This is a genomic window from Streptomyces sp. V4I23 (genome assembly GCF_030817975.1).
Lineage (GTDB): Bacteria > Actinomycetota > Actinomycetes > Streptomycetales > Streptomycetaceae > Streptomyces.
Window position 1 is genome coordinate 4,161,686 of record NZ_JAUSZW010000004.1, and the last position, 25,422, is coordinate 4,187,107.

At 71.6% G+C, this 25,422-nt stretch carries 22 protein-coding genes, 4 tRNA genes, 1 other RNA gene and 1 pseudogene; 14 read left to right on the forward strand and 14 right to left on the reverse strand.

All coding sequences use genetic code 11. The features are described from left to right. Positions 1-57 precede the first annotated feature (57 nt). From QFZ82_RS21170 to QFZ82_RS21200, 7 genes and pseudogenes are all read right to left on the reverse strand, one after another. The gene (locus tag QFZ82_RS21170) at positions 58-657 is read right to left on the reverse strand and encodes an HhH-GPD-type base excision DNA repair protein (protein ID WP_307714650.1); all 600 of its coding nucleotides are present in this window, start codon (positions 655-657) and stop codon (positions 58-60) included. Between the two features lie 52 nt (positions 658-709). Further along, positions 710-904 (reverse strand): hypothetical protein, encoded by a 195-nt coding sequence (locus tag QFZ82_RS21175; protein ID WP_307717989.1) that lies wholly within the window; start codon positions 902-904, stop codon positions 710-712. Positions 905-966: 62 nt separating this feature from the next. Continuing rightward, the gene (locus QFZ82_RS21180) at positions 967-1,380 is read right to left on the reverse strand and encodes a YciI family protein (protein WP_307714651.1); all 414 of its coding nucleotides are present in this window, start codon (positions 1,378-1,380) and stop codon (positions 967-969) included. Between the two features lie 210 nt (positions 1,381-1,590). Then, the gene (locus QFZ82_RS21185) at positions 1,591-2,391 is read right to left on the reverse strand and encodes an SDR family oxidoreductase (protein WP_307714652.1); all 801 of its coding nucleotides are present in this window, start codon (positions 2,389-2,391) and stop codon (positions 1,591-1,593) included. Then, complete coding sequence (locus tag QFZ82_RS21190) at positions 2,388-4,049, reverse strand: FAD-binding dehydrogenase (protein WP_307714654.1); 1,662 nt, start codon at positions 4,047-4,049, stop codon at positions 2,388-2,390. Before QFZ82_RS21190 ends, QFZ82_RS21185 begins: the two co-directional genes overlap by 4 nt. Further along, on the reverse strand, positions 4,046-4,726 hold the full coding sequence (locus QFZ82_RS21195) for a TetR/AcrR family transcriptional regulator (RefSeq protein WP_307714655.1): 681 nt from the start codon (positions 4,724-4,726) through the stop codon (positions 4,046-4,048). Before QFZ82_RS21195 ends, QFZ82_RS21190 begins: the two co-directional genes overlap by 4 nt. Before the next feature lie 99 nt (positions 4,727-4,825). Then, positions 4,826-4,939: pseudogene (locus QFZ82_RS21200) on the reverse strand (SDR family oxidoreductase); the annotation flags it as partial. A 337-nt stretch (positions 4,940-5,276) separates the two neighbouring features. Here QFZ82_RS21200 and QFZ82_RS21205 point away from each other — a divergent pair. Next, positions 5,277-5,504 carry a hypothetical protein gene (locus QFZ82_RS21205; protein ID WP_307714656.1) on the forward strand — a complete coding sequence of 76 codons (228 nt, stop codon included), beginning with the start codon at positions 5,277-5,279 and terminating at the stop codon, positions 5,502-5,504. Positions 5,505-6,105: 601 nt separating this feature from the next. Here QFZ82_RS21205 and QFZ82_RS21210 read toward each other — a convergent pair. Beyond that, positions 6,106-6,321, reverse strand: a complete 216-nt coding sequence (locus QFZ82_RS21210) for a DUF5988 family protein (protein WP_307714657.1) — start codon at positions 6,319-6,321, stop codon at positions 6,106-6,108. Between the two features lie 149 nt (positions 6,322-6,470). Between QFZ82_RS21210 and QFZ82_RS21215 the strand changes: the two genes are divergently transcribed. Further along, entirely contained in the window at positions 6,471-6,638 is a 168-nt protein-coding gene (locus tag QFZ82_RS21215; RefSeq protein WP_307714658.1) for a hypothetical protein, read from the forward strand. A 310-nt stretch (positions 6,639-6,948) separates the two neighbouring features. Here the strand turns inward: QFZ82_RS21215 and QFZ82_RS21220 are convergent, their stop codons facing one another. Beyond that, complete coding sequence (locus QFZ82_RS21220; protein ID WP_307714659.1) at positions 6,949-8,142, reverse strand: peptidoglycan-binding protein; 1,194 nt, start codon at positions 8,140-8,142, stop codon at positions 6,949-6,951. Between the two features lie 244 nt (positions 8,143-8,386). Here QFZ82_RS21220 and QFZ82_RS21225 point away from each other — a divergent pair, with 244 nt between their 5' ends. After that, positions 8,387-10,039 carry a GH25 family lysozyme gene (locus QFZ82_RS21225; protein ID WP_307714660.1) on the forward strand — a complete coding sequence of 551 codons (1,653 nt, stop codon included), beginning with the start codon at positions 8,387-8,389 and terminating at the stop codon, positions 10,037-10,039. A 122-nt stretch (positions 10,040-10,161) separates the two neighbouring features. Then, on the forward strand, positions 10,162-11,085 hold the full coding sequence (locus QFZ82_RS21230; RefSeq protein WP_307714661.1) for a peptidoglycan-binding protein: 924 nt from the start codon (positions 10,162-10,164) through the stop codon (positions 11,083-11,085). A 140-nt stretch (positions 11,086-11,225) separates the two neighbouring features. Here the strand turns inward: QFZ82_RS21230 and QFZ82_RS21235 are convergent. Further along, positions 11,226-11,313: transfer RNA gene (locus QFZ82_RS21235), tRNA-Ser, on the reverse strand. 98 nt (positions 11,314-11,411) lie between these two features. On the opposite strand from QFZ82_RS21235, the gene ffs reads away from it, so the two are divergent. The 6 genes from ffs to QFZ82_RS21265 all read left to right on the forward strand — a co-directional run bounded on the left by ffs (position 11,412) and on the right by QFZ82_RS21265 (position 19,876). Beyond that, positions 11,412-11,510, forward strand: an RNA gene (gene ffs / locus QFZ82_RS21240) — signal recognition particle sRNA small type. A 64-nt stretch (positions 11,511-11,574) separates the two neighbouring features. Beyond that, entirely contained in the window at positions 11,575-13,839 is a 2,265-nt protein-coding gene (locus QFZ82_RS21245; RefSeq protein ID WP_307714662.1) for a DNA polymerase III subunit gamma and tau, read from the forward strand. A gap of 61 nt (positions 13,840-13,900) precedes the next feature. Further along, a complete protein-coding gene (gene purD / locus QFZ82_RS21250) occupies positions 13,901-15,151 on the forward strand; it encodes a phosphoribosylamine--glycine ligase (protein ID WP_307714663.1) in 1,251 nt (416 codons plus the stop codon). Between the two features lie 417 nt (positions 15,152-15,568). Continuing rightward, the gene (locus QFZ82_RS21255) at positions 15,569-17,230 is read left to right on the forward strand and encodes a hypothetical protein (protein WP_307714664.1); all 1,662 of its coding nucleotides are present in this window, start codon (positions 15,569-15,571) and stop codon (positions 17,228-17,230) included. Between the two features lie 191 nt (positions 17,231-17,421). Then, entirely contained in the window at positions 17,422-18,882 is a 1,461-nt protein-coding gene (locus QFZ82_RS21260; RefSeq protein ID WP_307714665.1) for a N,N-dimethylformamidase beta subunit family domain-containing protein, read from the forward strand. Between the two features lie 94 nt (positions 18,883-18,976). Then, positions 18,977-19,876 (forward strand): phosphoribosylaminoimidazolesuccinocarboxamide synthase, encoded by a 900-nt coding sequence (locus QFZ82_RS21265; protein WP_307714666.1) that lies wholly within the window; start codon positions 18,977-18,979, stop codon positions 19,874-19,876. Between the two features lie 49 nt (positions 19,877-19,925). Here the strand turns inward: QFZ82_RS21265 and QFZ82_RS21270 are convergent. The 4 genes from QFZ82_RS21270 to QFZ82_RS21285 form a co-directional block, all read right to left on the reverse strand. Further along, positions 19,926-19,998: transfer RNA gene (locus QFZ82_RS21270), tRNA-Gly, on the reverse strand. Positions 19,999-20,315: 317 nt separating this feature from the next. Next, positions 20,316-20,388 (reverse strand) — tRNA-Gly (locus QFZ82_RS21275). A gap of 81 nt (positions 20,389-20,469) precedes the next feature. Further along, a tRNA-Gly gene (locus QFZ82_RS21280) sits at positions 20,470-20,541 on the reverse strand. A gap of 137 nt (positions 20,542-20,678) precedes the next feature. Further along, on the reverse strand, positions 20,679-21,014 hold the full coding sequence (locus tag QFZ82_RS21285; protein ID WP_307714667.1) for an Lsr2 family protein: 336 nt from the start codon (positions 21,012-21,014) through the stop codon (positions 20,679-20,681). 279 nt (positions 21,015-21,293) lie between these two features. On the opposite strand from QFZ82_RS21285, the gene purS reads away from it, so the two are divergent. From purS to QFZ82_RS21305, 4 genes are all read left to right on the forward strand, one after another. Further along, positions 21,294-21,539, forward strand: coding sequence for a phosphoribosylformylglycinamidine synthase subunit PurS (purS, locus tag QFZ82_RS21290; RefSeq protein WP_147987130.1), 246 nt, complete (start codon positions 21,294-21,296; stop codon positions 21,537-21,539). Further along, a complete protein-coding gene (gene purQ, locus QFZ82_RS21295; RefSeq protein ID WP_307714668.1) occupies positions 21,536-22,216 on the forward strand; it encodes a phosphoribosylformylglycinamidine synthase subunit PurQ in 681 nt (226 codons plus the stop codon). The genes purS and purQ overlap by 4 nt, the downstream gene beginning before the upstream one ends. Continuing rightward, on the forward strand, positions 22,213-24,462 hold the full coding sequence (gene purL / locus QFZ82_RS21300) for a phosphoribosylformylglycinamidine synthase subunit PurL (RefSeq protein WP_307714669.1): 2,250 nt from the start codon (positions 22,213-22,215) through the stop codon (positions 24,460-24,462). Before purQ ends, purL begins: the two co-directional genes overlap by 4 nt. Positions 24,463-24,631: 169 nt before the next feature. Beyond that, the gene (locus QFZ82_RS21305) at positions 24,632-25,420 is read left to right on the forward strand and encodes a maleylpyruvate isomerase family mycothiol-dependent enzyme (protein ID WP_307714670.1); all 789 of its coding nucleotides are present in this window, start codon (positions 24,632-24,634) and stop codon (positions 25,418-25,420) included. Positions 25,421-25,422 lie beyond the last annotated feature (2 nt).

The window sequence follows — 25,422 nt, forward strand, 5'->3', positions numbered from 1 at the left end:
GGCGCTTTTCCTCGCCTTGATGCCCGGACGGACTGCTTCCGCGTCCACGTGCCGCCATCAGCGCTTTTCCGTGGCCGACTTCCTCGCCTTGGCCGCCGCCTTCTTCTCCTGCTTGTACGCCCGCACCCGGGCCAGCGACTCGAGTCCGGTGATGTCGGCCGCGGACCGGTAGGAGTCCTTCTCGCCGTACGCCCCGGCCGCCTCGCGCCACCCCTCGGGCGTGATGCCGTACTGCTTGCCGAGCAGCGCCAGGAAGATCTGTGCCTTCTGCTCGCCGTAGCCGGGCAGCGCCTTCAGCCGTGCCAGCAGTTCGGCGCCGCTGGCCACGTCCCGCCACACGGCGCTCGCGTCGCCGTCGTACTCGTCGACGAGGAACTGGCACAGCTCCTGCACTCGCTTGGCCATCGACGCCGGATAGCGGTGCACGGCCGGCTTCTGCCGGAGGAGCTCGCCGAAGGCGTCCGGGTCGTACGCCGCGATCTGAGCGGCGTCCAGGTTGTCGGCGCCCAGGCGCTGCGCGATCGTGAAGGGGCCGGTGAATGCCCACTCCATGGGGATCTGCTGGTCGAGCAGCATGCCGACGAGGGCGGCGAGCGGGCTGCGGCCGAGCAGCGCGTCGGCCTCGGGCTGCTGGGCGAGGTGAATCGTGGCGTCCATGTCCCGATGATCGCCCGGCGGCGTACGGGCCGCCAGCGCCGTGGGCCGCACGTCAGGACGCGAGCCGGGCCGCCGGCATGCGGAGGTGGCGCGCCTCGGGCAGGCTGAGCGTGTGGCGGGCCGCCGCCCGGCAGGCGGCGAGGGCGCCGTCGCTGTCACCCGCAGGCTCCGGCAGACGCGCCCGTACGGTGTCCGGCCACTCCTGCACCGCGTCCTCGGTCGGGCCGAAGCGGCCGCAGCGCCGCACGAGCGCGCCGAGGACCTGCGGCGCGTGGCGGCGCAGCAGGTCCTCGGTCCCGGGCGCGCGGTTCAGACATCGCCTCCGCCGTCCAGGATGGGCCGGATCACGACGGGGTACTCCGTGGTCCCCTCCGGGGTCGGGCACTGCGCGATCCGCGCGGCGATCTCCGTGACCCGCTCCAGGCTCTCGCAGCCGAGGACCCAGTAGCCGGCGAGGAGTTCCTGCGTGTCGCTGTACGGCCTGTCGGTGATCGCCGGACGGCCGTCTTCGCCGGAGGTCACGTGCCGGGTGAGCGCGGGCTCGGCGAGCCCCTGCCCGTCGACGAACTCACCGGACTTCGCGAGGTCGTCGTTCACGGACTGCATGAAGGAGAACATCGCCTGCATCTCCTTCTCGCTCCACGCGGGCGCCCCCGGCGACGCCTTGCCGCGCATCGCCTCGTAGTCGGCCTGCGTGCCCTGAACCATCACCAGGTACTTCATGGTCTTGCTCCTTCGTCCGGGCCTTCGCCCCTCGCTGCCGCCCCCTGTGGGCAACTCTCACAGGGGACGGCGGAGCGGGAACCGGATTCTCGGCAGGGCACGCCGGGTTTTTTCGGACGGTCGGCGGCCGGCGGCGTCTTGTCGCCCGGCGGCTTCATGCGCACCGCGCGCGGGATCGCCGATGCCTGCCCTGCCCGGCGGCGGTCCGCGTCAGCGCAGCCCGTGTCTGCGGGCCACCAGGCGCTCGACGGCCGACCTCGGCAGCAGTCTGCGCAGTGCGAACACCACGGGCGCGTTGCTGCCCACCGCGTAGAGCGGCCTCGGGCGCGCCGCCTCCGTCGCCCGCACCACGGTGGCGGCGACGCGCCGGGCCGGGATGCCTCTCGCCTCGTTGGCGTTGAGCGCGGCGAGCATCGTGCGGTACTCCGCCAGGAACGGCGAGTCGTCGGCGACGTACTGCGTGCGGCGCTCGCTGATGCCCGTGTTGATCGAGCCGGGCTCGACGGTGGTGATGCCGACGCCGTACGGGGCGACCTCGCGCCGTGCGGCGTTCGCGAAGCCCTTGAGCGCCGCCTTGGAGGCGACGTACGAGGAGCGGTACGCGAGCGGGAAGCTGGCCAGCATGGAGCCGATCATGACCACCCGGCCGCGCCGGCGGGCACGCATGCCGGGCAGCAGGAGCTGGGTGAGCCGTACGGCCCCGAGGACATTGAGGCGGAACAGCCGTTCCAGCGCCTCCATGGGCAGCTCCTCCAGCGGCCCGTTCTGGCTCTCGCCCGCGTTGTTGACCAGGACGTCCACCGCACCGGCCGCCGCGGCGCACGCCTCGATGGAAGCGTCGTCGGTGAGGTCGAGGGCCAGGTACTCGACGCCGGGGACCGGGTCGGTGACCGACGCCGGGTCGCGGCTCGTGCCGTAGACGCGGTAGCCGCGCTCCACGAGCGCCGCGGCCACGGCGGCGCCGATGCCCGACGACGCGCCCGTCACCAGGGCCGTGCCCCGGGGCGTCACGCCAGCCGCCGGGCGATCGCGAGGCCGGCGGCCCGGCCGGAGAAGATGCAGCCGCCGAGGAACGTGCCCTCCAGCGCGTTGTAGCCGTGCACCCCGCCGCCGCCGAACCCGGCGACCTCGCCGGCCGCGTAGAGACCGTCGAAGACGGACCCGTCGGGCCGGACCACCTGCGAGTTCAGCGTCGTCTCCAGGCCGCCGAGCGTCTTGCGGGTCAGCAGGTGCAGTCGTACGGCGATCAGCGGACCCTGGTCGGGGTCGAGGAGGCGGTGGGGCTTCGCGACCCGGGTGAGCCGGTCGGGCCAGTACGCGCGGGCGTTGACGACGGACATGAGCTGGAAGTCCTTGGTGTACGCGTTGTCCACCGCGCTGTCGCGTGCCAGAACCTCCCGTTCGACCTGCGCGTAGTCGAGTTCGCAGTCGGGCGTCAGGGCGTTCATGCCCTTGACGAGCTCCTTGAGCGTCGGCCGTACGACGAAGTCCTCGCCGTGGTCGAGGAACGCCTGCACGGGGCCGGGGGCGCCCTTCTTCGCACGGGACAGCACCAGCTTCAGGTCCTTGCCGGTGATGTCCGGGTTCTGCTCGGAGCCGGAGAGCGCGAACTCCTTCTCCACGATCGCCCGCGTCAGCACGAACCACGTGTGGTCGTGCCCGGTGCCCACGATGTGCTTCAGCGTGGCGAGCGTGTCGTGGCCGGGGAACAGCGGCACGGGGAGCCTGCGCCCGGTCGCGTCCAGCCACAGGGAGGAGGGGCCGGGGATGATCCGGATCGCGTGATCGGGCCAGATCGGGTCCCAGTTCCTGATGCCCTCGGTGTAGTGCCACATGCGGTCGCGGTTCACGATCGAGCCGCCCGCGCGCTCGGTGATCCCCAGCATCCGGCCGTCGACGTACGCGGGAACGCCGGTGATCATCGACGTGGGTGCGGGCCCGAGGCGGCCGGCGGGCCAGTTCTCGCGGACCAGCTCCTGGTTTCCGCCGATGCCGCCGGAGGTCACGACCACCGCCTGCGCGCGGAGCTCGAACTCGCCCGCCGGCTCACGCGAGGAGGCGACCCCGCGCGGCCGGCCGGACGCTTCGAGCACGGTGCCCCGCACACCGACGGCCGCCCCGTTCTCGACGATCAGCCCGTCCACGCGGTGGCGGTGACGGAAGGTCACCAGGCCGCGGGCAGCCGAGGCGAGCACGGGCTCGCGGAAGACCCGCACCACCTCGGGGCCGGTGCCCCAGGTGATGTGGAAGCGCGGGACGGAGTTCCCGTGCCCGCCCGCCGTGCCGTTGCCGCGCTCGGCCCAGCCGACCGTCGGCATCACCCGCAGCCCGAGCCGCTGCAGGTAGTCGCGCTTCTCACCGGCGGCGAAGTGCACGTACGCCTCGGCCCACTTGCGCGGCCAGCGGTCCTCGCGCTCCCGGTCGAAACCGGCCGAGCCCAGCCAGTCGGACATGGCCAGGTCGACGGAGTCCTTGATGCCCATCCGCCGCTGCTCGGGGCTGTCGACGAAGAACAGTCCGCCGAGCGACCAGAACGCCTGACCACCGAGGTTGGCCTCGTTCTCCTGGTCGACGACCACCACCCGCCGTCCCGCACGGGTCAGTTCGTACGTCGCGACGAGACCGGCCAGTCCCGCTCCCACGACGATGACGTCGGCGTCCTCGCTCACGCTGCCTCCTCGGCGCCGGGCGTGCTGTATGCCTGCAGAACGTGTCCGAACAGCTCCTCGCGGCGCCTGTGCGGCGCCTCGCTGTCCGGTTCGAGCAGCACCTGCACGGAGGTGCCGTCGTGCACGGCGACCAGGGCCTGCCCGAGGGCCGTCACATCGGGGACCCGCCGCCCGGTCCGCGCGAGCGCGTCGACGACGACCGGCAGGATCGTGTCGAGGATCGCCTGTTCGCGGGCCGCCATCACGCGCCGCAGGGACGGATTGCGCAGCGCGTGCGCGGTGAACTCGGCCGTCACCCTGTACCAGGCGTCGTCCACGGGGATGGCGCGGAGCGCGGCCCGCAGCGCCTCCTCGGGTGCCGCGGCGGAGACCTCGCCGAGCGCCTCGCGCAGATCGGCGATCATGCGCTGCGATCGCTCCTCCCACATGGCGAGGAACAACTCGTCGAGGGAGGTGAAGTTGGAGTAGAAGGCGCCGCGTGTGTAGCCGGCCCGTTCGCAGATCTGTTCCACGGTCGAGCGGCCGAAGCCCTCGTCGGCGAACACGTCGAGGGCGGCGTCGAGCATGCGCCGCCGTGTCTGTGCGCGGCGCGCGGTGACGCGCTTGGGCGCGGGCGGTGATGCGGATGCCGCTTCGGTGGTGAGTGTGGGTGTGGGTGTGGGTGCGGTGGCGGTCATGGCCGGGTCCCCTCATTCGATGCGCGAACGTATCGGATGCGTTCGTGCATCGACAAGGGGTGTGCACCGGCCTGCGCCGTCCTTACGGCGGCCGCTTTGCTACCAGGTCGGGCGGGCGCTGACGCCGCCGTCCACCACCAGGTCGTGGCCGCTGATCCAGGCCGCGGCGTCCGAGGCGAGGAACACGCACGCGTTGCCGACGTCCTCGGGGCTCATCGGACGCGGTGTATTTCGGCTCATCTGTACCCCGATACGCCCAGGAATTAGACATCTGACGACATCTCGCCCGGATTCCCCTCGGCGGTATTCGTCCGCTGATGTGCCAGACGAAAGTGCACGTCAGTTGGCGTTGTCGTGAAGAAGTATTCACCGTCAAAACCGGAGCGTAAGTTGCCGGTTGGTCCGTTGGCGTGATCTCATCCTGTGGTGCGGGAGTCGCGATTGCTGATACCCGCTCCGGGCGTCAGGCGACCGTTTGCCGGCCCGTTTTCCTTTGGCGCATTCGTTCGGCGTCAGTCCAGGAATCCCCCAGTATGGAAAGGGAGAGAAAGTGCGTAACGACTTCACCCCTGTTGAGACCGCCGAGATTTCCGACAGCGAGCTGGACGGCATTTCCGGCGGTATCGCCAGCGCCCACGCCGGTGTCAACGGCTACGGTGCTGCCGTGAACGTCGGTGACGTCGTCGGGGCTGCCCAGTCCGTCGCGTCCGTCGTGCCGGTCGCCGCGGTCACCGGTGGGGCCCAGGGTCTCGTCTCGGTGCAGACCACCGGCATCTGAGAACGACCTTCCTCAGGTCTTCTCGGCCTTCTCGGCCAAGAGCATTGCCCGCCCCCGCCCGCGTGTCCGTGGGTGATGAGGGCGGGACAGGGCCCCGGAATATCCAGTCCCGGGGCCCCTGCGCATGTCCGGACCGGCATCGGAACGGCATGGCTTTCCCCTGTCGGCAGGGTCCTTTCCCGTATCGGTAGGACCCTTTCCGCCCAGGTGTGGACCTTTCCCGCGGTGGAACGGATCAGCGGGCGGCGGCGGTGATTTCCGTACGGGATTCCGCACGCGAACCCGCGACAATCGCGCCCGGCCGGCAACGCGGCCCGAATGCCCTGATGGCGGCGGCGAGCAGAGCCGCGCCGAGAGGGGCGACGAGTCCGGCGCGGTAACCGCCGAGCAGTTGCGCGGGCGAGCCCGAGCCGACGGCGACCACGTCGACCGCGCATTCCGCCAGGTATCACGCGCGGCCCGGCTTACCTGCGTTCCGTTTCCGTAGACACCGAGCCCGTCGGCTACGGCCTGGTCCGGCGCGCCGGCGACGACACCGGCGCGGTCCGCGCCTTCGTCCGCACGGCGCACGAGGTGGCGGGGGCGACGGCCTGAGCGGCGCTCAGCCCGGGAGTTCCGTGCGCTCCCACCATTCGTAGACGGGCAACGCCCCTTCGGCGGTCTCCTGCCGCCGCGAGGTGGCCTTGAAGTGCTCGTACCCGCCGCGGAACGGGATCTTGAGGTCGGTCCCGGGCGCGGCCGTATCGGCGAGGGAGACGATCCGCTCCGGAAGATCGGCGGGGCCGCCTTCGAGGACTGCTTTCGATGCGTCGGTCATGACGGCAGTTTCCCCAAAGCCCACACGGGCGCGGTCCGTGACGCGCCGGGAACGGTGGTCCTCGCAGGCGTGGCCGCGCCGCTGTGGCTCGGCGCCGATGCCGTCGCCTCCCGGGAGTGTTTCGACACGGCTACGGGCTGGGCGAAAGCATGAGCATGACGGAGGAGGGGTGCGAAGTCACCGTCCGGACCGCTGACGGCGAGCGGAGCGCCGTGTCGCCCACCCTCAGCGAGGGGCCGGCCGGTGCCGCGGTCATCACGGCCCTGGCCGCAGCCGTACCGCCGTACGTCTGCCTGTGGCCGGCCACCCAGCGATGAACCGGTCGGCGACTCTTCCGGGGCCCATGAACCCGGGCCCCGTCCGATGTTCGGAAGGCCTTGACTTGCGGTTAATTCGGAGGAAAATCCGATATACACCAGAAAACCAGAGCGAGCCGCACCGTCGGTGGAGACGTCCACCGGCCGGCGTGACCCACTTGTCGGCTCTGGCCAGGCCCCCGGCAGATCCGATCGACCTCAGGGTTCTCAGCGACGACTGGAACTCGGCGAGATCGAGAGGACTACCGGGGACTGCATGTCTGGGCCCGGGGGACAGCATCCGGTCGAGCACCTGCTGAGACGTGGTGCGTCAGTGACCGCAGCCCGGTGTGGGGGTGTCGAGGTGTCTCCAGGTCTGCGGGCCGACCTGGCCGTCGACGGTGATGCCGCTGCACTTCTGGACGGCGCGGATCGCGGTGTCGGTGGCGGTTCCGAAGTTGCCGTCGACCGTCAGGGCGGTGTCGTAGTTGTTGTTGAGCAGGCACTGGATCTGCTTGACCTTGGAGCCGACCATCCCTTTGGCCATGGTCTGGGTGCGGTCGGAGTTGTAGGAGCAGTGGGCACGGCCGGCCGCGCCGAGAGCGACCGAACTGCTGGGTGAGCCCGACACCCGCGGTGCCGGGCTGGTGGCCCTCGACGCGGACACCGACGGGTCCGCTGACGCGGTCGCGGGCGGCCTGCCGGCGTCCGCTGCGGAGGCCTTGTCGCTGGGCTCGCGGGGAGCGGCCGTGCTCGGGACAGAGGCGCTCGGCTGGGGATCGGTGGGACGCGCCTGGGGAGGCTGGGACTGTCCGCCCCGGGGCGTCTCGTCCCCGGTGGAGGTGGGCAGGGAGTACCAGCGGCCGATCACGAGCAGGACGACGAGTCCCGACACGACGAGCCACGCGGGCCTGACCCGCAGCGTGCGACGGCGCTTCTCCGGGGCCGGGGCGCCGGTCCCGGGGCGCGGGGCCGTCGTGACCGGCTGCTCCCGCACCGGTTCGCTCGCACCGCTGTCCCGCGCAGCGGTCCCGGCGGGCTGTTCCACCGTCCCGCCCACCGCTTGGTCCCGTTCGGGGGCCTGGCCATCCGCCTCGTCCGGCACGGTGGCCGCCGCATCGGTGCCGGGGGCCGCAGGCATGTCCGTTTCAGGCCGAGCGTCAGGGACGGGAGCGTCAGCGGCACTCGGTGCGCCGGGGGCGGAAGCGGCGGGGGCAGCCGCCTCGCGGGCGTCAGCGGTGGAAGCGGCGGGGGCAGCCGCCTCGCGGGCGTCGGCGGCGGCCTGCCACAGCCCCATCACCCGGTCGGTGTCCAGCCGCAGGCGGGCGCAGAGGCGGACCATCGCCGCACGGGGCGGGAACGCCTCGCCTTTGAGGACACGGTTCCAAGAGGACCGTGAGTAGCCCGTGTCGTAGCGGAACGCGTCGAGGGAGAGGTTCCTCTCCTTCTTGATGCGGACCAGTTCCCGCCGCAGAGCTTCCACCTGTGCCGGCTCTTTCTCGGGCCCGTCCCCCTCGTGCTCCACGCGCCATCCCCTCTTCGCAGGACCCCTGGACCGCTGCGTTCCAGCGCCGTTCCTTTCCGCAGGTCATCACGCATGCGGAACGCGTGGGACGCCACGGCACGGATGGAACGGCGATCACCTTACCGATGGGACGGCGGTGCCCCGAATCTCATCTCGGCAGCGCGACACGGCAGTTGTCGCAGTCGCCCGCTGCCCGGGTGCACACACCTGTGCACCGCGACGGGCTCCTACCGAGAGACGAGACATGCGCAAGAGGATCAGGAACCTGGCCCTGCAGACGGCGGCCCTCGCCGCCGCGTCGGCGACCGTGTTCGGTGTCGTGACCGCCATGGGCGGCGAGCAGGCACAGGCGACCAGCCCCACCGCGTACAGCGTGAAGGGCATCGACACCAGCCATCACAACGCCCACCCGATCCAGTGGGCCACGATCAAGGCTTCCGGCTACACCTTCGTCTTCCACAAGGCCACCCAGGGCACCGGCTACCGCGACCCCCGATTCGCCACCGACTTCACCGCCGCCACCCGGGCGGGACTCATGGCCGCGCCCTACCACTTCTACGACGCCGGTTCAGGCGCCGCGCAGGCCGGCCACTTCATCGACACCGTCGAGAAGGCCGGCTACGACGCCCGTCGGCCCGGCCAACTGCCGCCCGTCGTCGACCTCGAGAAGATCCGCGGCCGCTGCCCGGCCGGTGTCACCAACGCCCAGATCACCGCCTTCATCACCGAGGTCCGCGCCGCCTTCGGCGTGACACCGATCGTCTACACCTCGAAGGACTTCACCGACACCTGCCTGCGCGGTGACACCGGAGCCCTGGCGCAGAGCCCGCTGTGGCAGCCCCGCTACCAGAGCGGAACCCGCGAACCCGCACCCGTCGGAGGACGCTCCTGGTCGATCTGGCAACACACCGAACACGGGTCCGTGTCCGGCATGCGCGGCAACGTCGACCTCAACGTCTACCGCGGCACCCTCACCCAGCTGCGGGCCCTGGCCCACCTCACCACCGGGCAGCGGCCCACGCCCCCGCCGCCCGGCAACACGCCCGGCGCCCAGTGGCCCGTGCTGAAGAACGGAGCACGCGGAACGGACGTCGCCACCGCTCAGCACCTCCTCACGGCCGCCGGCCACTCCACGACCGCCGACGGCAGCTTCGGCCCCGCCACGGAGCGTGCCACCGTCGCGTTCCAGAGCCGGAACGGCCTGACTGCCGACGGGATCATCGGCCGGAAGACCTGGGACAAGCTCACCACCCCCATCCGCCAGGGTTCCACCGGCGCCGCGGTGAGGGCCGCGCAGACCCAACTGGCCGGATACGGCCACCGCATCACCGTCGACGGGGTGTTCGGTCCGGCGACGGCCCGGGCGACGAAGGCGTTCCAGAGCCGGAACGGCCTGGCCGCCGACGGGATCATCGGCCCGGAGACGTGGAACAAGCTCGTGTCCGGCACCACCACCCACACCCCGACCGCGCCGAGGTCCGCGCCGCCTTCCACCGGCACCACGCTGACGCACCGCCAGGCCACCGACCAGCTGAGGGCGGCCGGCCTCACGTGGAAGTCCTCCGGCAACTGCCACGACCGCAACCGGCGCACCTGCACCTCCTTCGACGGCGTCCGCACCCGCAGCATCCAGGGAGTCATCGCCCTGAAGAAGAGCAGCGGCTGCCCCGTCACCATCACCGGCGGCACCGAGACCGGACACGCCGGCGGCCCCAAGTCGCACAGCAAGGGTTTCAAGATCGACATCGGACGGGGCGACTGCGTGTCCGCCTACATCAAGCGCCACGCCGCCTACAGCCACGACCGCGGTGACGCCCTGGTCTGGAAGGGCGCCGTCGGCGGCATCAAGGCCGACTTCGCCCGTGAGAGCGACCACTGGGACATCACCTTCCACTGATGTCTCGAACCTTCCACTGACGTCCCGAAACCGGAGCGCACCCGGCCGCCCACGCATCGCACCACCGTGGGCGGCCCGGCGTCGCCAGTGCCCCCTCGCAGCTGACTGAAAGGCAAGCGCCCATGACCCGTCCCACCAGCCTGCGCATGCGGCTGATCGCCGTGACGGCGGCCGCCGTGACCGCACTGACCGGCCTCGACCTCGCGAACGCGTCCTCCGGCAACGCCGCCGATTCCGCCGCACGGGCCGACACCGCAGCGCCATCCACCCGCGACGCCGCCGGCCGAGCGGCCATGAACGCCGACCCGGCGACCCGGCCGCAGACCACCCGGCAGCCCGTCCTGCGGACCGGAATGCAGGGACCGGCAGTGCGCAGCCTGCAGCGCCTGCTGACCGCGCACGGGCACCCGACCGACGTAGACGGCGACTTCGGCCCCAGGACCCAGGCCGCCCTCATCGCGTTCCAGCACAAGGCGGGTCTGACCGCGGACGGTATCGCCGGCACCCGCACTTGGCGGGCACTCCAGACCGCAGCCACGCCGACCACTGCGCAGCCACCGGCGCCCGCCGCTCCTGACACCTGCTGGACCTCGGCCGACTCCTCCACCGACTACGCCTACCGCTGCGAGTTCGGCATCCACCCGGTGTCCGGCCGCAACAGCACCGCTCTGACGCGGGCGATGCTCACGAAGGCCACCACCGACTTCTCGGACCACTTCCCCTTCAAGGGATGCGGACAGGTCCTGAAGGAGGGACAGGTCTGCAGCCTGCTCCCGCTCAACGTCCAGATGGTCGAGGCACCCGTGAAGGTGATCGACATCGGGCCCGACTACTTCGTCCTCATGTCACTGCCCGGTCATCCCGAGGGCGAGGACCGGTCCATCAGGTTCACGATCCACGTCGCGGGGAACCAGCTCCGCCTCGGCGTCCATGCCTGGGGCAAGCCCAGCCGATCCGCCAGGGCATCCGTCGACACCGGCTTCGTCACGCACGTGTGGGGCACCTACGCGCAGCAGGGGCTCCGCAGCTTGATCGCTCCGAAGTAGCGGCCGCGTCGACGAGGTCCACCGCACCCGCGTGATCGGGCAGGTTGCGATGAGGCCGGCGGCATGAGCGCGAGGGCCGGAACGTCGAAGGGCCCCACCGCGAACGGTGGGGCCCTTCGACATCGTGCCCGGTGAGGCACTGGCGGAGGATACGAGATTCGAACTCGTGAGGGGTTGCCCCCAACACGCTTTCCAAGCGTGCGCCCTAGGCCTCTAGGCGAATCCTCCGCCGGAAACATTACATGACGCAGAGGAGTGCTCGCGAACCCGTTCCCATCGGCCCGGAACCGGGGGTCCGACCACCCCCCTGCATCGGGTAACCTGGGCGCAGCCCCTCACGTGGCGCTATCTGACTGAACTCCCCCAGGGCCGGAAGGCAGCAAGGGTAGGTCGGCTCTGGCGGGTGCGTGAGGGGCGCTTGCGTTGTGCGTGGACCTCGGGGTCTCGGGGCGGCTTCGATTGTCGGCGGGCCCCGATAACCTCGTAAGCGTGTCGTCCCTTGCGCTGTACCGCCGCTATCGCCCCGAGTCGTTCGCCGAGGTCATCGGGCAGGAGCATGTCACCGACCCGTTGCAGCAGGCCTTGCGGAACAACCGGGTCAATCACGCGTACCTGTTCAGCGGGCCGCGCGGCTGCGGCAAGACGACCAGTGCCCGCATCCTCGCCCGCTGTCTGAACTGCGAGAAGGGCCCGACGCCGACGCCCTGCGGTGAGTGCCAGTCCTGCCGCGATCTCGCGCGCAACGGGCCGGGGTCGATCGACGTCATCGAGATCGACGCCGCGTCGCACGGAGGCGTGGACGACGCCCGTGACCTGCGTGAAAAGGCGTTCTTCGGGCCGGCGAGCAGCCGCTACAAGATCTACATCATCGACGAGGCCCACATGGTCACCTCGGCGGGCTTCAACGCTCTGCTGAAGGTGGTCGAGGAGCCCCCGGAGCATCTGAAGTTCATCTTCGCGACCACCGAGCCCGAGAAGGTCATCGGGACCATCCGGTCCAGGACGCACCACTACCCGTTCCGTCTCGTGCCGCCGGGCACACTTCGGGAGTACCTGGCGGAGGTGTGCGGCCGAGAGGGCATCCCCGTCGAGGACGGAGTGCTGCCGCTCGTCGTGCGCGCCGGGGCCGGGTCCGTGCGTGACTCCATGTCCGTCATGGACCAGCTGCTCGCCGGCGCGGCCGAGGACGGTGTGACGTATGCCATGGCCACCTCCCTCCTCGGATACACGGACGGGTCGCTGCTCGACTCGATCGTGGACGCCTTCGCCTCGGGTGACGGCGCCGCGGCTTTCGAGGTCGTGGACCGCGTCATCGAGGGCGGGAACGACCCGCGCAGGTTCGTGGCCGATCTCCTGGAGCGGCTGCGGGACCTGTTGATCCTCGCCGCCGTTCCGGACGCGGGCACCAAGGGCCTGATCGACGCGCCCGCCGACGTCGTGGAGCGCATGCAGGCGCAGGCGTCCGTCTTCGGCGCTGCCGAGCTCAGCCGCGCGGCCGACCTGGTGAACACCGGACTGACCGAGATGCGCGGCGCCACGTCCCCGCGGCTCCAGCTGGAGCTGATCTGCGCCCGCGTGCTGCTTCCCGCCGCCTTCGACGACGAGCGGTCCGTGCAGGCCCGGCTCGACCGGCTGGAGCGCGGCGCGACGTTCTCGGCGGGCGGGCCGGCGCCCGCCATGGGATACGTCCCCGGTCCCGAGGCCCAGGCGCACGCCCCGGTGCCGCCCGGTGGCGGTCCCGCGGCGGCGCGCGCCGCCGTACGGCCCGAGGCGGCTCCGCCCGCACCGGTCCCGGCCGCTCCGGTGGCCGCGCCCGCACCGCCGCCCGCATCCGCGCCCGCCGCCCCTCAGGCGCAGCCGGCCGCCGAGCCCGCGCCTGCCCGTCCCGGCGCCTGGCCGGGCGCGACCGGTGGCGGCGGAGCCCCGGAGGCACCGCGGCGGCCCGGCGGCTGGCCCACCGCCTCCGCCCCCGGTCAGGGCGCACAGCCCGCCGCCCCCCAGCCACCGCGGACCCCGGAGCCCGCGCCCCCCGGCCCCGCCGCTGCCGCGCCCGCACCGGGCCCTGTCATGTCTCAGGGCGCCGGCCAGGTACGGAACATGTGGCCGGACATCCTGGAGGCCGTGAAGAACCGGCGCCGCTTCACCTGGATCCTCCTCAGCCAGAACGCGCAGGTGGCGGGCTTCGACGGCACCACGCTCCAGCTCGGCTTCATCAATGCCGGCGCCCGGGACAACTTCGCGAGCAGTGGCAGCGAGGACGTCCTGAAGCAGGCGCTCGCCGAGCAGTTCAACGTGCAGTGGAAGGTCGAGGCGATCGTCGATCCGTCCGGCGGCGCGGGCGGAGGGCCCGGCGGCGGCCAGCCCGGCTCCGGCGGCTACGGCGGCCAGTCCTCGGGCGGGTCGGGAGGCTACGGCGGGCAGTCCGGTGCCGGCGGCGGTTACGGCGGGCAGGGCGGCTACGGACAGAGCAGGCCACCCGCCGCCGCTCCGGCCCCGCCCGCCCCGGCGGCCCCCGCACCCCGGCCCGCCCCGTCGACTCCGTCCACGCCTCCTCAGGCGGCCGCGCCGCAGTCGGCCCCCGAGCCGGTCCGCCCGGCGGAGACATACAGTCCGCCGCCGCCCCCACCGGTCTCGCTGGAGGACGACGTCCCGGAGGAGGACGATCCGGATCTCGTCGACTCGGCGCTCTCCGGGCACGACCTGATCGTGCGCGAGCTCGGCGCGACGGTCGTGGAGGAATATACGAACGAGTAGCGGGCCTGCCCTCACAGGCCCGTACGACGCTGTGGGGCGCACGGCGGTTAGGCTTGCGCCCGTGAAGGTCCTCGTCATCGGCGGCGGCGCCCGCGAACACGCCCTGTGCCGCTCTCTGTCCCTCGATCCCGACGTCACCGCTCTGTACTGCGCGCCCGGAAACGCCGGTATCGCCGAGGTCGCCGAGCTGCACCCCGTCGACCCGCTGGACGGCCCGGCCGTCGCGCGGCTCGCCACCGTCCTCGGCGCCGAGCTCGTCGTGGTCGGCCCGGAGGCGCCGCTCGTCGCCGGTGTCGCCGACCAGGTCCGCGCCGCGGGGATCCCGTGCTTCGGCCCGTCGGGTGCCGCGGCGCAGCTGGAGGGCTCCAAGGCCTTCGCCAAGGACGTGATGGCCGGGGCGGGAGTGCCCACGGCCCGCAGCTACGTCTGCACCACCCCCGAGGAGATCGACGAGGCGCTCGACGCCTTCGGCGCCCCGTACGTGGTCAAGGACGACGGGCTCGCCGCCGGCAAGGGCGTCGTGGTCACGAGTGACCTGGAGCAGGCCCGCGAACACGCGCTCGCGTGCGGCCGGGTCGTCATCGAGGAGTACCTCGACGGCCCCGAGGTCTCGCTCTTCGCCATCACCGACGGCGAGACGGTCGTGCCTCTGAGGCCCGCCCAGGACTTCAAGCGCGCGCTCGACGGCGACGAGGGCCCGAACACCGGCGGCATGGGCGCGTACTCGCCGCTGCCGTGGGCCGACCCCAAGCTGGTCGACGAGGTCATGGACACCGTCCTCCAGCCGACGGTCGACGAGATGCGCCGCCGCGGCACGCCCTTCTCCGGGCTGCTGTACGCGGGGCTCGCGATCACGTCGCGCGGTGTGCGGGTCATCGAGTTCAATGCGCGCTTCGGCGACCCGGAGACGCAGGTCGTGCTCGCCCGGCTGAAGACGCCGCTGGCCGGGGTCCTGCTCGCCTCGGCGAACGGAACGCTGGACACCTTCCCTCCGCTCACGTGGCGTGACGACGCGGCCGTGACCGTCGTCGTCGCGTCCCACAACTACCCGGGCACGCCGCGCACCGGCGACCCGATCGGGGGTCTCGACGAGGTCGCCGCCGAGGACGCGCCGCACGCGTACGTCCTGCACGCCGGTACCAAGCGCGACGGCGACGCGATCGTGAGCGCCGGCGGCCGGGTGCTGTCGGTGACGGCGACGGGCAAGGACCTGGCCGAGGCGCGCGAGCGCGCGTACCGCGCGGTGTCGCGCATCCGCCTGGAGGGCTCCCAGCACCGGACGGACATCGCCCGCGCCGCCGCGGGGGGCTGACCGGCGGGGCCGTTCCGGCTCCCGCACACGAGCGCACCTTCTTCCCGGACGGGGCCCGGCGACGCACAGCGCGCCGGGCCCCGTCCGTATGCCGGATCCGGTCGAACCGTCCACGCCCGGCTCCGTCGCCACCGTCGCGTGCGGTAAAGCGCCGACCTCGCGCGTACGCCCGGTAACACCGGCCCGACCTGCGCTTCCACGCTTCGGTCCGCTGCCGTCCGCCGCGTCCGATGCATTGCCCAAAGCCATTCCATCGAGTGATGGCTGAGCCATCCGGATGACGGTCGCCGAAGCCCCAACTAGGGTGCGGCGCAGGGGTTCCGGCACTTGGCCCACCGGCATTGCGATGTCAGTGGGCGGTGCCACAGTGGGGGAGTGACCAACACCGTCGCAGGGCAGAGGGGGTGACGTCCGGTCGTGACCGGTACCGCTATCGGGGAGTCGGTGGGCGCTCGTGGCGCCCGTTCCAAGGCCTTCGCCGTGCTGCGTGTCCGCGGCTGGGCGGCGGCCGTGGCGCTGCTCCCCACGGCCGTCACCGTGATTCTGCTGGCCGGCGGTGCGACGGGGAGGATGAGCGGTGCGGGCTGGGACACCGCGCGCTGGACGGTGACCGCGTGCGCTGTGGTCGTGCTGCTCGCGGCCGCTGCCGTCGCCGCGGTGATCGCCCGGGCCGCCCCCGCGCTCAGCCCGACCGTGGAGCTCCCGGAGCGCTCGGCCCCCGATCTGTACCGGCTGGTCCACGACCTGGCCGAGCGCCTCGACGTGCCCGCGCCGTCCGCGCTCGCGCTCACTCCCGACTGCGACAGCTGGCTCGAGGACCGCACGCACCCGGCGCACGCGATATCCGGGGCCAGGCGGCGCCCGGGCGAGGCGCCGGTCCTGGTCATCGGCTCGCCCTTCCTGTGGTGGATGCGGGTCGCCGAGCTGCGGGCGGTGCTCGGCCCGGTCGTCGCGGGCACCAGCCTCGCCGCCGACCCCGACATAGCCGCCGCCCGCCGGTTCGTGCGGGGCCTGGACGCGGCGGTCGCCGACGCGGCCGACCCCGGGGAATGGTCCATACGCAGGCCGCTGTCCCTCGTGACCGGCCGGATAGCCCGGCTTCTGCTGCGCGGCTGTCAGCTGCACGCGGCCGAGATGGAGCGCTGGGTCGCGGCCGCCGCGTCCGAGCGGGCACAGGGTGTGGACTACGGTCTGCGGATCGTCGCCCAGGAGCAGGTGGGCCTCGCCTACGCGGGCTGGGACAGGCTGCTGACCCGCGTCGCCCTGCCCGCCTGGCACATGGGCCGCTGGCCCTCGCGGCTGGACGCGGGCGTCGTGGCGGCGCTGACCGAGCTCTCCCGGCGTGACCGTCTCGCCGAGGGCTTCACCTCGCGGCTGGGCGAGCGTCCCGCCTGCGACCTGCTGGAGGAGCCCGGCACCGTGGACGAGGCGGCGTCGCTGCTGGCGGCGCGGCTGTTCCACGGCGGCCCTGCCGAGGGCGGCCCCGACTGGTCCCCGGTGGACTGGCAGCACTATCCCCGCGAGGTCGTCGACCGCAAGTGGCGTACGGAAGCGGCCCGTATCCACCGGGTCCTCGACGAGCTGGGAGTGCCGCCCGCGACCGGGCCCGAGGGGCCGACCCTCGCCCGCGTGATCGAGCATCTGTCGCAACAGCCCGGCGGTGCGGCGAGCGACGATCTCGCGGCCGCGCTCACCGCCCGTACGGCCCGCGAGGAGGCGGCACGTGAGCCGACGCGGGCCCAGGGCCGGCCGGCGGCCGCCCTGGACGGCGCGGGGGACGTGCTGGCCCTGTGGGGCGGGGACCCGCTGCCGCTGTTCCCGCTCCAGCCGCCGCGCAGCGGCCGTGACCTGCTCGCCGACCATGTCGTCGCGATGGTGTGCTGCACGGCGATCGACACCGTGGGGGCGGCGCCCGGCCTGGACTGGCTGGACGGCCCGGCGCTGCTGATCGACGGCGAGCGGCGGGCCGACCTCATGGCGCCCGTGCTGAGCCTGGTGGAGGACGGCGACGCGCAGCCGCTGCGCGTCTGGCTGGGTTCCCTCGGCGTCCGGCCGGAGAAGCCGGTGCGCCTCGCCTGAGCCGCGTCGGCGCCCTGCCACCCATGGCTCGCCCCCGGCCGCGGCCCCTCTCGTACGGAACGATCTCTTCACCTTCACGTCTATTCGCGACGAACGGTGACGGAGTGCGTGCGTTATGTGATGTGCTGGAGACCGGCGCTGAACAGGTCGGCGCATCGACGATGTACCGGGGCACCGAGGGAGGGCGCGGCATGGGGGCGGAGCAGATCCGGCGATGGGAATCGGGCGCTCTCGCCCACGCCGTCAGCGATCCCTTCGGCCAGGGCCCGCTGCCCTGGCTGCGCGGCGGTGAGCACTACTTCGGCGACACCGGCCAGGTCGTCCCCTGGTACGCCGACCCGGCGCTGGCCCGCGGCGGCTCCGGCCGCCCGCGCACCGCCGACGACGTACGCCGCCAGATCAAGGGCTTCGTGTCGCCCGGGGCCGCCGCGCCCGGCGAGGCGATCGATTTCCACATCACCGTGGACCCGCCGCAGCAGTTCTCGGTCGACATCTACCGCATCGGTCACTACGGCGGCGACGGCGCCGCCAAGATCACCACGAGTCCGCGGCTGTCCGGCATCGTCCAGCCGCCCCCGCTCACCGCCGACCGCACCGTCTCGTGCCACCACTGGTGGCTCTCGTGGCGGCTGCAGATCCCCTCGTACTGGTCGATCGGCGCGTACGTCGCCGTGCTGACCACCCTCGACGGCCACCGCTCCCACATCCCCTTCACGGTCCGCGACGACCACCCGGCCGACCTGCTGCTGCTCCTGCCCGACGTCACGTGGCAGGCGTACAACCTCTATCCGGAGGACGGCCGCACCGGCGCGAGCCTGTATCACGCGTGGGACGAGAACGGCCGGCTCCTCGGCGAGGAGGACGCCGCCGTCACCGTCTCCTTCGACCGCCCCTACGCAGGGGCCGGCCTGCCCCTGCACGTCGGCCACGCCTACGACTTCATCCGCTGGGCCGAGCGGTACGGCTACGACCTCGCCTACGCCGACACCCGCGATCTGCACGCGGGCCGCATCGATCCCTCCCGCTACCGCGGCCTGGTCTTCCCCGGCCACGACGAGTACTGGTCGGCGCCCATGCGCCACGCTGCCGAGACCGCCCGCGACCGCGGCACCTCGCTGGTCTTCCTCTCGGCCAACACCATGTACTGGCAGGTCGAGCTCGCTCCCTCTCCGTCCGGTATGCCCGAGCGCCTGATGACCTGCCGCAAGCGCCGCGGCCCCGGCAAACCGGCCCTGTGGCGCGAGGTCGACCGGTCAGAGCAGCTGCTGCTGGGCATCCAGTACGCGGGCCGGGTCCCGGAGCCCTCCCCCCTGGTCGTGCGCAACGCGGACCACTGGCTGTGGGAGGCGACCGGCGCGGGAGAGGGCGACGAACTGCCCGGTCTGGTCGCGGGCGAGGCCGATCGCTACTTCCCGCGCACCGCGCTCCCGGAGCACGTCAGCCGCATCCTGCTCGCGCACTCGCCGTACGAGGACGGCGACGGCGTGGTGCGCCACCAGGAGACGTCGCTGTACCGGGCTCCCTCCGGCGCTCTGGTCTTCGCGTCGGGGACCTTCGCCTGGTCACCGGCCCTGGACCGGCCCGGCCACGTGGACCCCCGCATCCAGCGCGCGACGGCCAACCTCCTCGACCGCATCTGCAAACGCGACTAGGCGACGATCCGGCGCGTCCGGCACCCCTGCTCAGGAGACTCCCGCCCGCATACGGGACAATCGGAGCCGTTGTACGTAACCACGGGGAGGAACCGTGTCCGGATTCGTCGAAAAGCCCGAGCCGATCCAGGTGCCCGGCCTGATGCACGTGCACACCGGCAAGGTGCGCGACCTGTACCGGAACGAGGCGGGCGACCTCGTGATGGTCGCCAGTGACCGCATGTCCGCCTACGACTGGGTGCTCCCCACGGAGATCCCCGACAAGGGCCGGGTGCTCACCCGCCTGTCCCTGTGGTGGTTCGAGCAGTTGCAGGACCTCGTCCCGAACCATGTGCTGTCCACCGACCTGCCCGCCGGCGCCCCCGCCGACTGGGAGGGCCGCACCCTGATCTGCAAGTCGCTGAACATGGTCCCGGTCGAGTGCGTGGCCCGCGGCTATCTGACCGGCTCCGGCCTCGTCGAGTACGAGCAGACCCGTACGGTCTGCGGTCTGGCACTCCCCGAGGGCCTCGTCGACGGCTCCGAGCTGCCGGCCCCGATCTTCACGCCGGCCACCAAGGCGGCCGTCGGCGACCACGACGAGAACGTCAGCTACGAGGAGGTCGTCCGCCAGGTCGGCGCGGAGACGGCCGCCCACCTGCGCCGCACGACCCTCGACGTGTACGCGCGCGCCCGCGACATCGCCCGTGAGCGGGGCATCATCCTGGCCGACACGAAGTTCGAGTTCGGCTTCGACGGGGAGACCCTGGTCATCGCGGACGAGGTGCTGACCCCGGACTCCTCCCGCTTCTGGCCCGCGGCTTCCTGGGAGCCGGGCCACGCGCAGCCGTCGTACGACAAGCAGTATGTGCGTGACTGGCTGACGTCCCCGGTCTCCGGCTGGGACCGCAGGAGCGAGCAGCCGCCGCCCGCGCTGCCGCAGGACGTCGTGGACGCGACCCGGTCCAAGTACCTGGAGGCGTACGAGCTGCTGACCGGGACGGCCTGGCAGTAACGGCACACGAAGAAGCCCCCGGCGAGATCGCCGGGGGCTTCTTCATCTGAGCGGACGACGAGATTCGAACTCGCGACCCTCACCTTGGCAAGGTGATGCTCTACCAACTGAGCCACGTCCGCATGCGCCGTAGCGCGGAGACCACTATACCCAAACTCGCGGCCGGGTGAGACATACGGCCGTACGGATCCCTGGCCAGTGCCTCGCCGGGCTCGCCTGAGGGGAGGACCGGTCGGCGGTTCCGGGATCACGGGCGGGCCCAAGTGCCGGTCCTCGGACGGCCGGAGGCGGTCACTCGGCGCCAGGGGCACGGTCGAGGGGCGCTGGGCGCCGAAGTCCCCTGTACGCCGATTTCTGTGGGGACCGTCACACGGGAAGTCGTCCCGAATCGGAGAACGACGAAGGCCCTGGTCATATCGACCAGGGCCTTCGCTCTCGGAGCGGACGACGAGATTCGAACTCGCGACCCTCACCTTGGCAAGGTGATGCTCTACCAACTGAGCCACGTCCGCATTGCTGCCGCTCGGCTCTCACCGGGCGGTGCGTTCACCACTGTACCTGATCCACATCAGTGGACGGTAATAGTGGTGCAGAGCGGGTGACAGGAATTGCACACTGCGCCTTCCCCCTGGAAGGGGGATGTTCTGCTACTGAACTACACCCGCATGCTCGGTGGGCCGGGCCTTTTCGGCCTTGCCCCTCGGCGTGCTCCAGACTCTAGCCGATCACCAGGGGTGCAGTGCAACTCGCTGCGCCGGCGCCCGCGTCCGGGCGGCGCGCGACGGCCTGCCGGGCCGACGGCTCAACTGGCCTCGCGGAACGCCTCGTAGACACGCTTGGGGATGCGACCCCGGGCCGGCACGTCCATCTTGCGCGACTGTGCCCAGGCGCGGACGGCGGCCGGGGACGGCTCGAGCGCGGTGTGCCGGTACGAGATGCGCGACTTGTCGCGCTTGGTGACGTTCGTCATCTTTCGGCCCGCTGCCACGTACGGGGCCAGGGCCTTGCGCAGTTTCTTTGCGTTGGACGTATTGAGGTCGATCTCGTACGACTTCCCGTCGAGGCCGAACATGACCGTTTCCGCCGCTTCTCCTCCGTCGATGTCGTCGGAGAGCGTGACCACTACTCGCTGAGCCACGGATATCGGTCCTTTCACTGCGGTATCACCGGTTCTGACGTGCGGTGATACCGGCTTTTCGGCTACCGAGGGGCAATGCTGCTTTCCTCTGTATTCCTTTGTACAGCGCATGGCCACGCATTGTGAAGCCCCGGCAATTTTCTGCGCGTGTCCGCCACAAAGGCGTCCGGGATTCTTATCCGGGATTTTACGGCGGGGCCCTCAGGTATCTACTCGCGTAGATTTTCGGGCCGGGTACGCTGAGGGAACCGCCCTCGCAACACACCACCGGGAGTGCCCGTGGCTCGCGTCGTAGTCGACGTCATGCTCAAGCCCGAGATCCTCGACCCCCAGGGACAGGCGGTGCAGCGTGCACTGCCCCGGCTGGGATTCGACGGGATCGCGGACGTCCGTCAGGGAAAGCGCTTCGAGCTGGAGGTGGACGGGCCGGTCGACGACGCCGCCCTCGCCCGCATCCATGAGATGGCCGAAACGTTCCTCGCCAACACCGTCATCGAGGACTTCGTCGTGAAGGTGGAGTCGTGACCGCTCGTATCGGAGTCGTCACCTTCCCCGGGACGCTCGACGACCGGGACGCGCTGCGTGCCGTGCGCCTCGCGGGTGCCGAGCCGGTCTCGCTGTGGCACCGCGACAAGGACCTCAAGCAGGTCGACGCGGTCGTCCTCGCCGGCGGTTTCTCCTACGGCGACTATCTGCGCGCGGGTGCCATCTCGCGGTTCTCGCCGGTGATGGAGACGATCATCGAGCAGGCGAAGGCCGGTATGCCGGTCCTCGGCATCTGCAACGGCTTCCAGATCCTCACCGAGTCGCATCTGCTGCCGGGCGCGATGCTGCGCAACAATCATCTGCACTTCATCTGCCGCGACCAGAAGCTGCGGGTGGAGAACGCGGACAGCGCGTGGACCGCCGACTACGAGGCGGGACAGGAGATCTCCGTACCGCTGAAGAACATCGACGGCCGTTACGTCGCCGATGAGCGCACGCTCGACGAGCTGGAGGCAGAGGGCCGTGTCGCCTTCCGCTACCTCGACGGCAACCCGAACGGTTCGCTGCGTGACATCGCCGGCATCACGAACGCCGCGGGCAACGTGGTCGGCCTGATGCCGCACCCGGAGCACGCAGTGGAGCCGCTGATCGGTACGGGCCGTACCGACGGGCTCGGATTCTTCACCTCGATCCTGAAGAAGTTGGTCGCAGCATGACCCTCGACACCGTCAAGCACGCAACCGAGACCCCCGAGGCCGACCAGCCCTGGAAGGAGCTCGGCCTCAAGGAGGACGAGTACGCGCGCATCCGCGAGATCCTCGGCCGCCGTCCGACGGGCGCCGAGCTCGCGATGTACTCCGTGATGTGGTCGGAGCACTGCTCGTACAAGAGCAGCAAGGTGCATCTGAAGCAGTTCGGAGAGAAGACGCCGGAGAACGACGCCATGCTCGTCGGGATCGGCGAGAACGCGGGCGTCGTCGACGTGGGTCAGGGTTACGCGGTCACCTTCAAGGTGGAGTCGCACAACCACCCTTCGTACATCGAGCCCTACCAGGGTGCGGCCACGGGCGTGGGCGGCATCGTCCGCGACATCCTGGCGATGGGCGCCCGCCCGGTCGCGGTGGTCGACCCGCTGCGGTTCGGTGCGGCGGACCACCCGGACACCAAGCGGGTGCTGCCGGGCGTCGTCGCCGGCATCGGCGGCTACGGCAACTGCCTGGGCCTGCCGAACATCGGCGGCGAGGTCGTCTTCGACGAGTGCTACCAGGGCAACCCGCTGGTCAACGCCGGCTGCATCGGCGTGATGAAGCACGAGGACATCCACCTCGCCAAGGCGTCCGGCCCCGGCAACAAGGTGATCCTTTACGGCGCCCGTACCGGCGGTGACGGCATCGGCGGCGTCTCGGTCCTCGCGTCCGAGACCTTCGACGACACCAAGCCCACCAAGCGCCCTGCGGTGCAGGTCGGTGACCCGTTCCAGGAGAAGCTCCTGATCGAGTGCACGCTCGAGATCTTCAAGGAGAAGCTCGTCGCGGGCATCCAGGACCTCGGCGGCGCGGGTCTGTCCTGCGCCACGAGCGAGCTCGCATCCGCCGGCAGCGGCGGTATGCGGGTCGAGCTGGACACCGTGCCGCTGCGTGATGCGACGCTCTCGCCGGAGGAGATCCTCATGAGCGAGTCGCAGGAGCGGATGTGCGCGATCGTCGAGCCGCAGCACGTCGAGCGGTTCCTGGAGATCTGCGAGAAGTGGGACGTCATCGCCACCGTGATCGGTGAGGTGACCGAGGGCGACCACCTGGAGATCTTCTGGCACGGCGAGCTGATCGTGGACGTGCCGCCGGGCACCGTCGCGCACGAGGGCCCGACGTACCACCGCCCCTACGCCCGCCCGTCCTGGCAGGACGCGCTGCAGGCCGATGACGCGAACCAGCTGCCCCGCCCGCAGAACGCGGAGGAGCTGCGTGCGCAGGTCCTGAAGCTGGTGGCGTCTCCGAACCAGGCGTCGAAGGCGTGGATCACGGACCAGTACGACCGGTTCGTGCAGGGCAACACCGTGCTGGCCCAGCCCGAGGACGCGGGCATGGTCCGCATCGACGAGGAGTCGAACCTCGGTGTGGCGATGGCGACGGACGGAAACGGCCGCTACGCCAAGCTCGACCCCTACACGGGCGCGCAGCTGGCGCTGGCGGAGGCCTACCGCAATGTGGCCGCCTCCGGTGCCAAGCCGCTCGCGATCTCCGACTGCCTGAACTTCGGCTCCCCCGAGGACCCGGATGTGATGTGGCAGTTCGCCGAGGCCACCCGCGGTCTCGCGGACGGCTGTCTGCAGCTGGGCACGCCGGTCACCGGCGGCAACGTCTCGCTCTACAACCAGACCGGCGAGACCGCGATCCACCCCACCCCGGTGGTGGCGGTGCTGGGCGTGATCGACGACGTCAACCGCCGCACCCCGATCGCGTTCGCCGAGGAGGGGCAGCTGCTCTACCTCCTCGGAGACACCCGCGAGGAGTTCGGCGGCTCCGCCTGGTCCCAGGTCGTGCACAACCACCTGGGCGGGCTGCCCCCGCAGGTGGACCTGGACCGGGAGAAGCTGCTGGCGGAGATCCTGATCTCGGCCTCCCGCGACGGCATGATCGACGCGGCGCACGACCTGTCCGACGGCGGCCTGGTCCAGGCCGTGGTGGAGTCCTGCCTGCGCGGCGGCAACGGCGCACGCCTGGTCGTCCCCGACGGGCTGGACGCGTTCACGTTCCTGCTCAGCGAGTCGGCCGGCCGCGCGGTCGTCGCCGTCCCGCGCAGCGAGGAACTCCGCTTCACCGACATGTGCGGCGCCCGCGGCCTGCCCGCCACCCGCATCGGCGTCGTCGACGGCGACACGGTCGAGGTCCAGGGCCAGTTCGGCATCCCGCTGAACGAACTCCGCACCGCACACGAGGAGACCATTCCGGGTCTGCTCGTCTGAGACGCGTGCCCCGAAGCCCCCGCCCGGTCCGACCGGGCGAGGGCTTCTGCGGTGCGTGCTCGAGGGAAGGCCGCTCGCCCGGTGCGGCGCGGGGCGGGCGTGCGCGGCGATGGCCAGGAGTGCACCGTCGAACGGCCCCGTGTCGTACCCACCCCGTAAGGTCGGCGTCATGCCACCGGCCAAGAAGCGTCTGCGTACGTACGACTCCGCCAAGGTCCGGGCCGCCGTGCTGGCCCAGTTCGGGCATGTCCGGGACGTCGCGGCCGTGCTGACGCCCCAGCAGCTGGAGCTGCCCACCCGGCTCGGGGACTGGACCGTACGGGAGCTCGTCGCACACCTCGCCATGGCGGTCGGCGCCGTCCCCCGCTACCTCGCGCTGCCCGAGCCGGCCCGGCAGGACGTCGCGCTGCTCGACTGGCCTTTCGCGACGGTGACGGCCGCAGGGCAGGTCGACCTGGACACCCGGGAGCTGGCCGCCGGTGACCTCGGCGAGCTGTACGCGCGCACGGCCGAGCGCGTCGGCGAGCTGCTGCCGCTCGTGTCGGACGAGCGGCTGGTGCCGACGCGGTTCGGGGCCATGCGGCTCGGGGACTTCCTCGTCACCCGCACCGTCGAGCTGGTCGTCCACACCGACGACCTGGCCGACGCGACCGGCCTGGACGTCCCGTACGACCGGCAGGCGCTCGCCGCCTGCACCCGGCTGCTCGCCGACGCGCTCGCGGTCAAGGCGCCCGGGGCGTCGACGGAGGTGCGGATTCCGCCGTTCGCCGTCGTCCAGTGCGTGGAGGGCCCCCGGCACACGCGGGGGACGCCGCCCAATGTCGTCGAGACCGACCCGCTGACCTGGATCCGGCTCGCCACCGGGCGCACGGGCTGGCGGGAGGCGCTGGAGGCCGCGAAGGTCAGCGCGAGCGGGGAGCGCGCGGACCTCGGAGGGCTCCTGCCGATCCTCGCCTGACC

What these genes read in the sequence shown, in the direction of transcription:
- QFZ82_RS21180 (WP_307714651.1), bottom strand. Translation starts at nt 1,380, where the DNA reads ATGAAGTACCTGGTGATGGTTCAGGGCACGCAGGCCGACTACGAGGCG.
- QFZ82_RS21260 (WP_307714665.1), top strand. Translation starts at nt 17,422, where the DNA reads ATGGGGGCGGAGCAGATCCGGCGATGGGAATCGGGCGCTCTCGCCCAC.
- purL (WP_307714669.1), top strand. Translation starts at nt 22,213, where the DNA reads ATGACCCTCGACACCGTCAAGCACGCAACCGAGACCCCCGAGGCCGAC.
- QFZ82_RS21225 (WP_307714660.1), top strand. Translation starts at nt 8,387, where the DNA reads ATGCGCAAGAGGATCAGGAACCTGGCCCTGCAGACGGCGGCCCTCGCC.
- QFZ82_RS21305 (WP_307714670.1), top strand. Translation starts at nt 24,632, where the DNA reads ATGCCACCGGCCAAGAAGCGTCTGCGTACGTACGACTCCGCCAAGGTC.
- QFZ82_RS21230 (WP_307714661.1), top strand. Translation starts at nt 10,162, where the DNA reads ATGACCCGTCCCACCAGCCTGCGCATGCGGCTGATCGCCGTGACGGCG.
- QFZ82_RS21195 (WP_307714655.1), bottom strand. Translation starts at nt 4,726, where the DNA reads ATGACCGCCACCGCACCCACACCCACACCCACACTCACCACCGAAGCG.
- QFZ82_RS21215 (WP_307714658.1), top strand. Translation starts at nt 6,471, where the DNA reads ATGAGCATGACGGAGGAGGGGTGCGAAGTCACCGTCCGGACCGCTGAC.
- QFZ82_RS21170 (WP_307714650.1), bottom strand. Translation starts at nt 657, where the DNA reads ATGGACGCCACGATTCACCTCGCCCAGCAGCCCGAGGCCGACGCGCTG.
- QFZ82_RS21210 (WP_307714657.1), bottom strand. Translation starts at nt 6,321, where the DNA reads ATGACCGACGCATCGAAAGCAGTCCTCGAAGGCGGCCCCGCCGATCTT.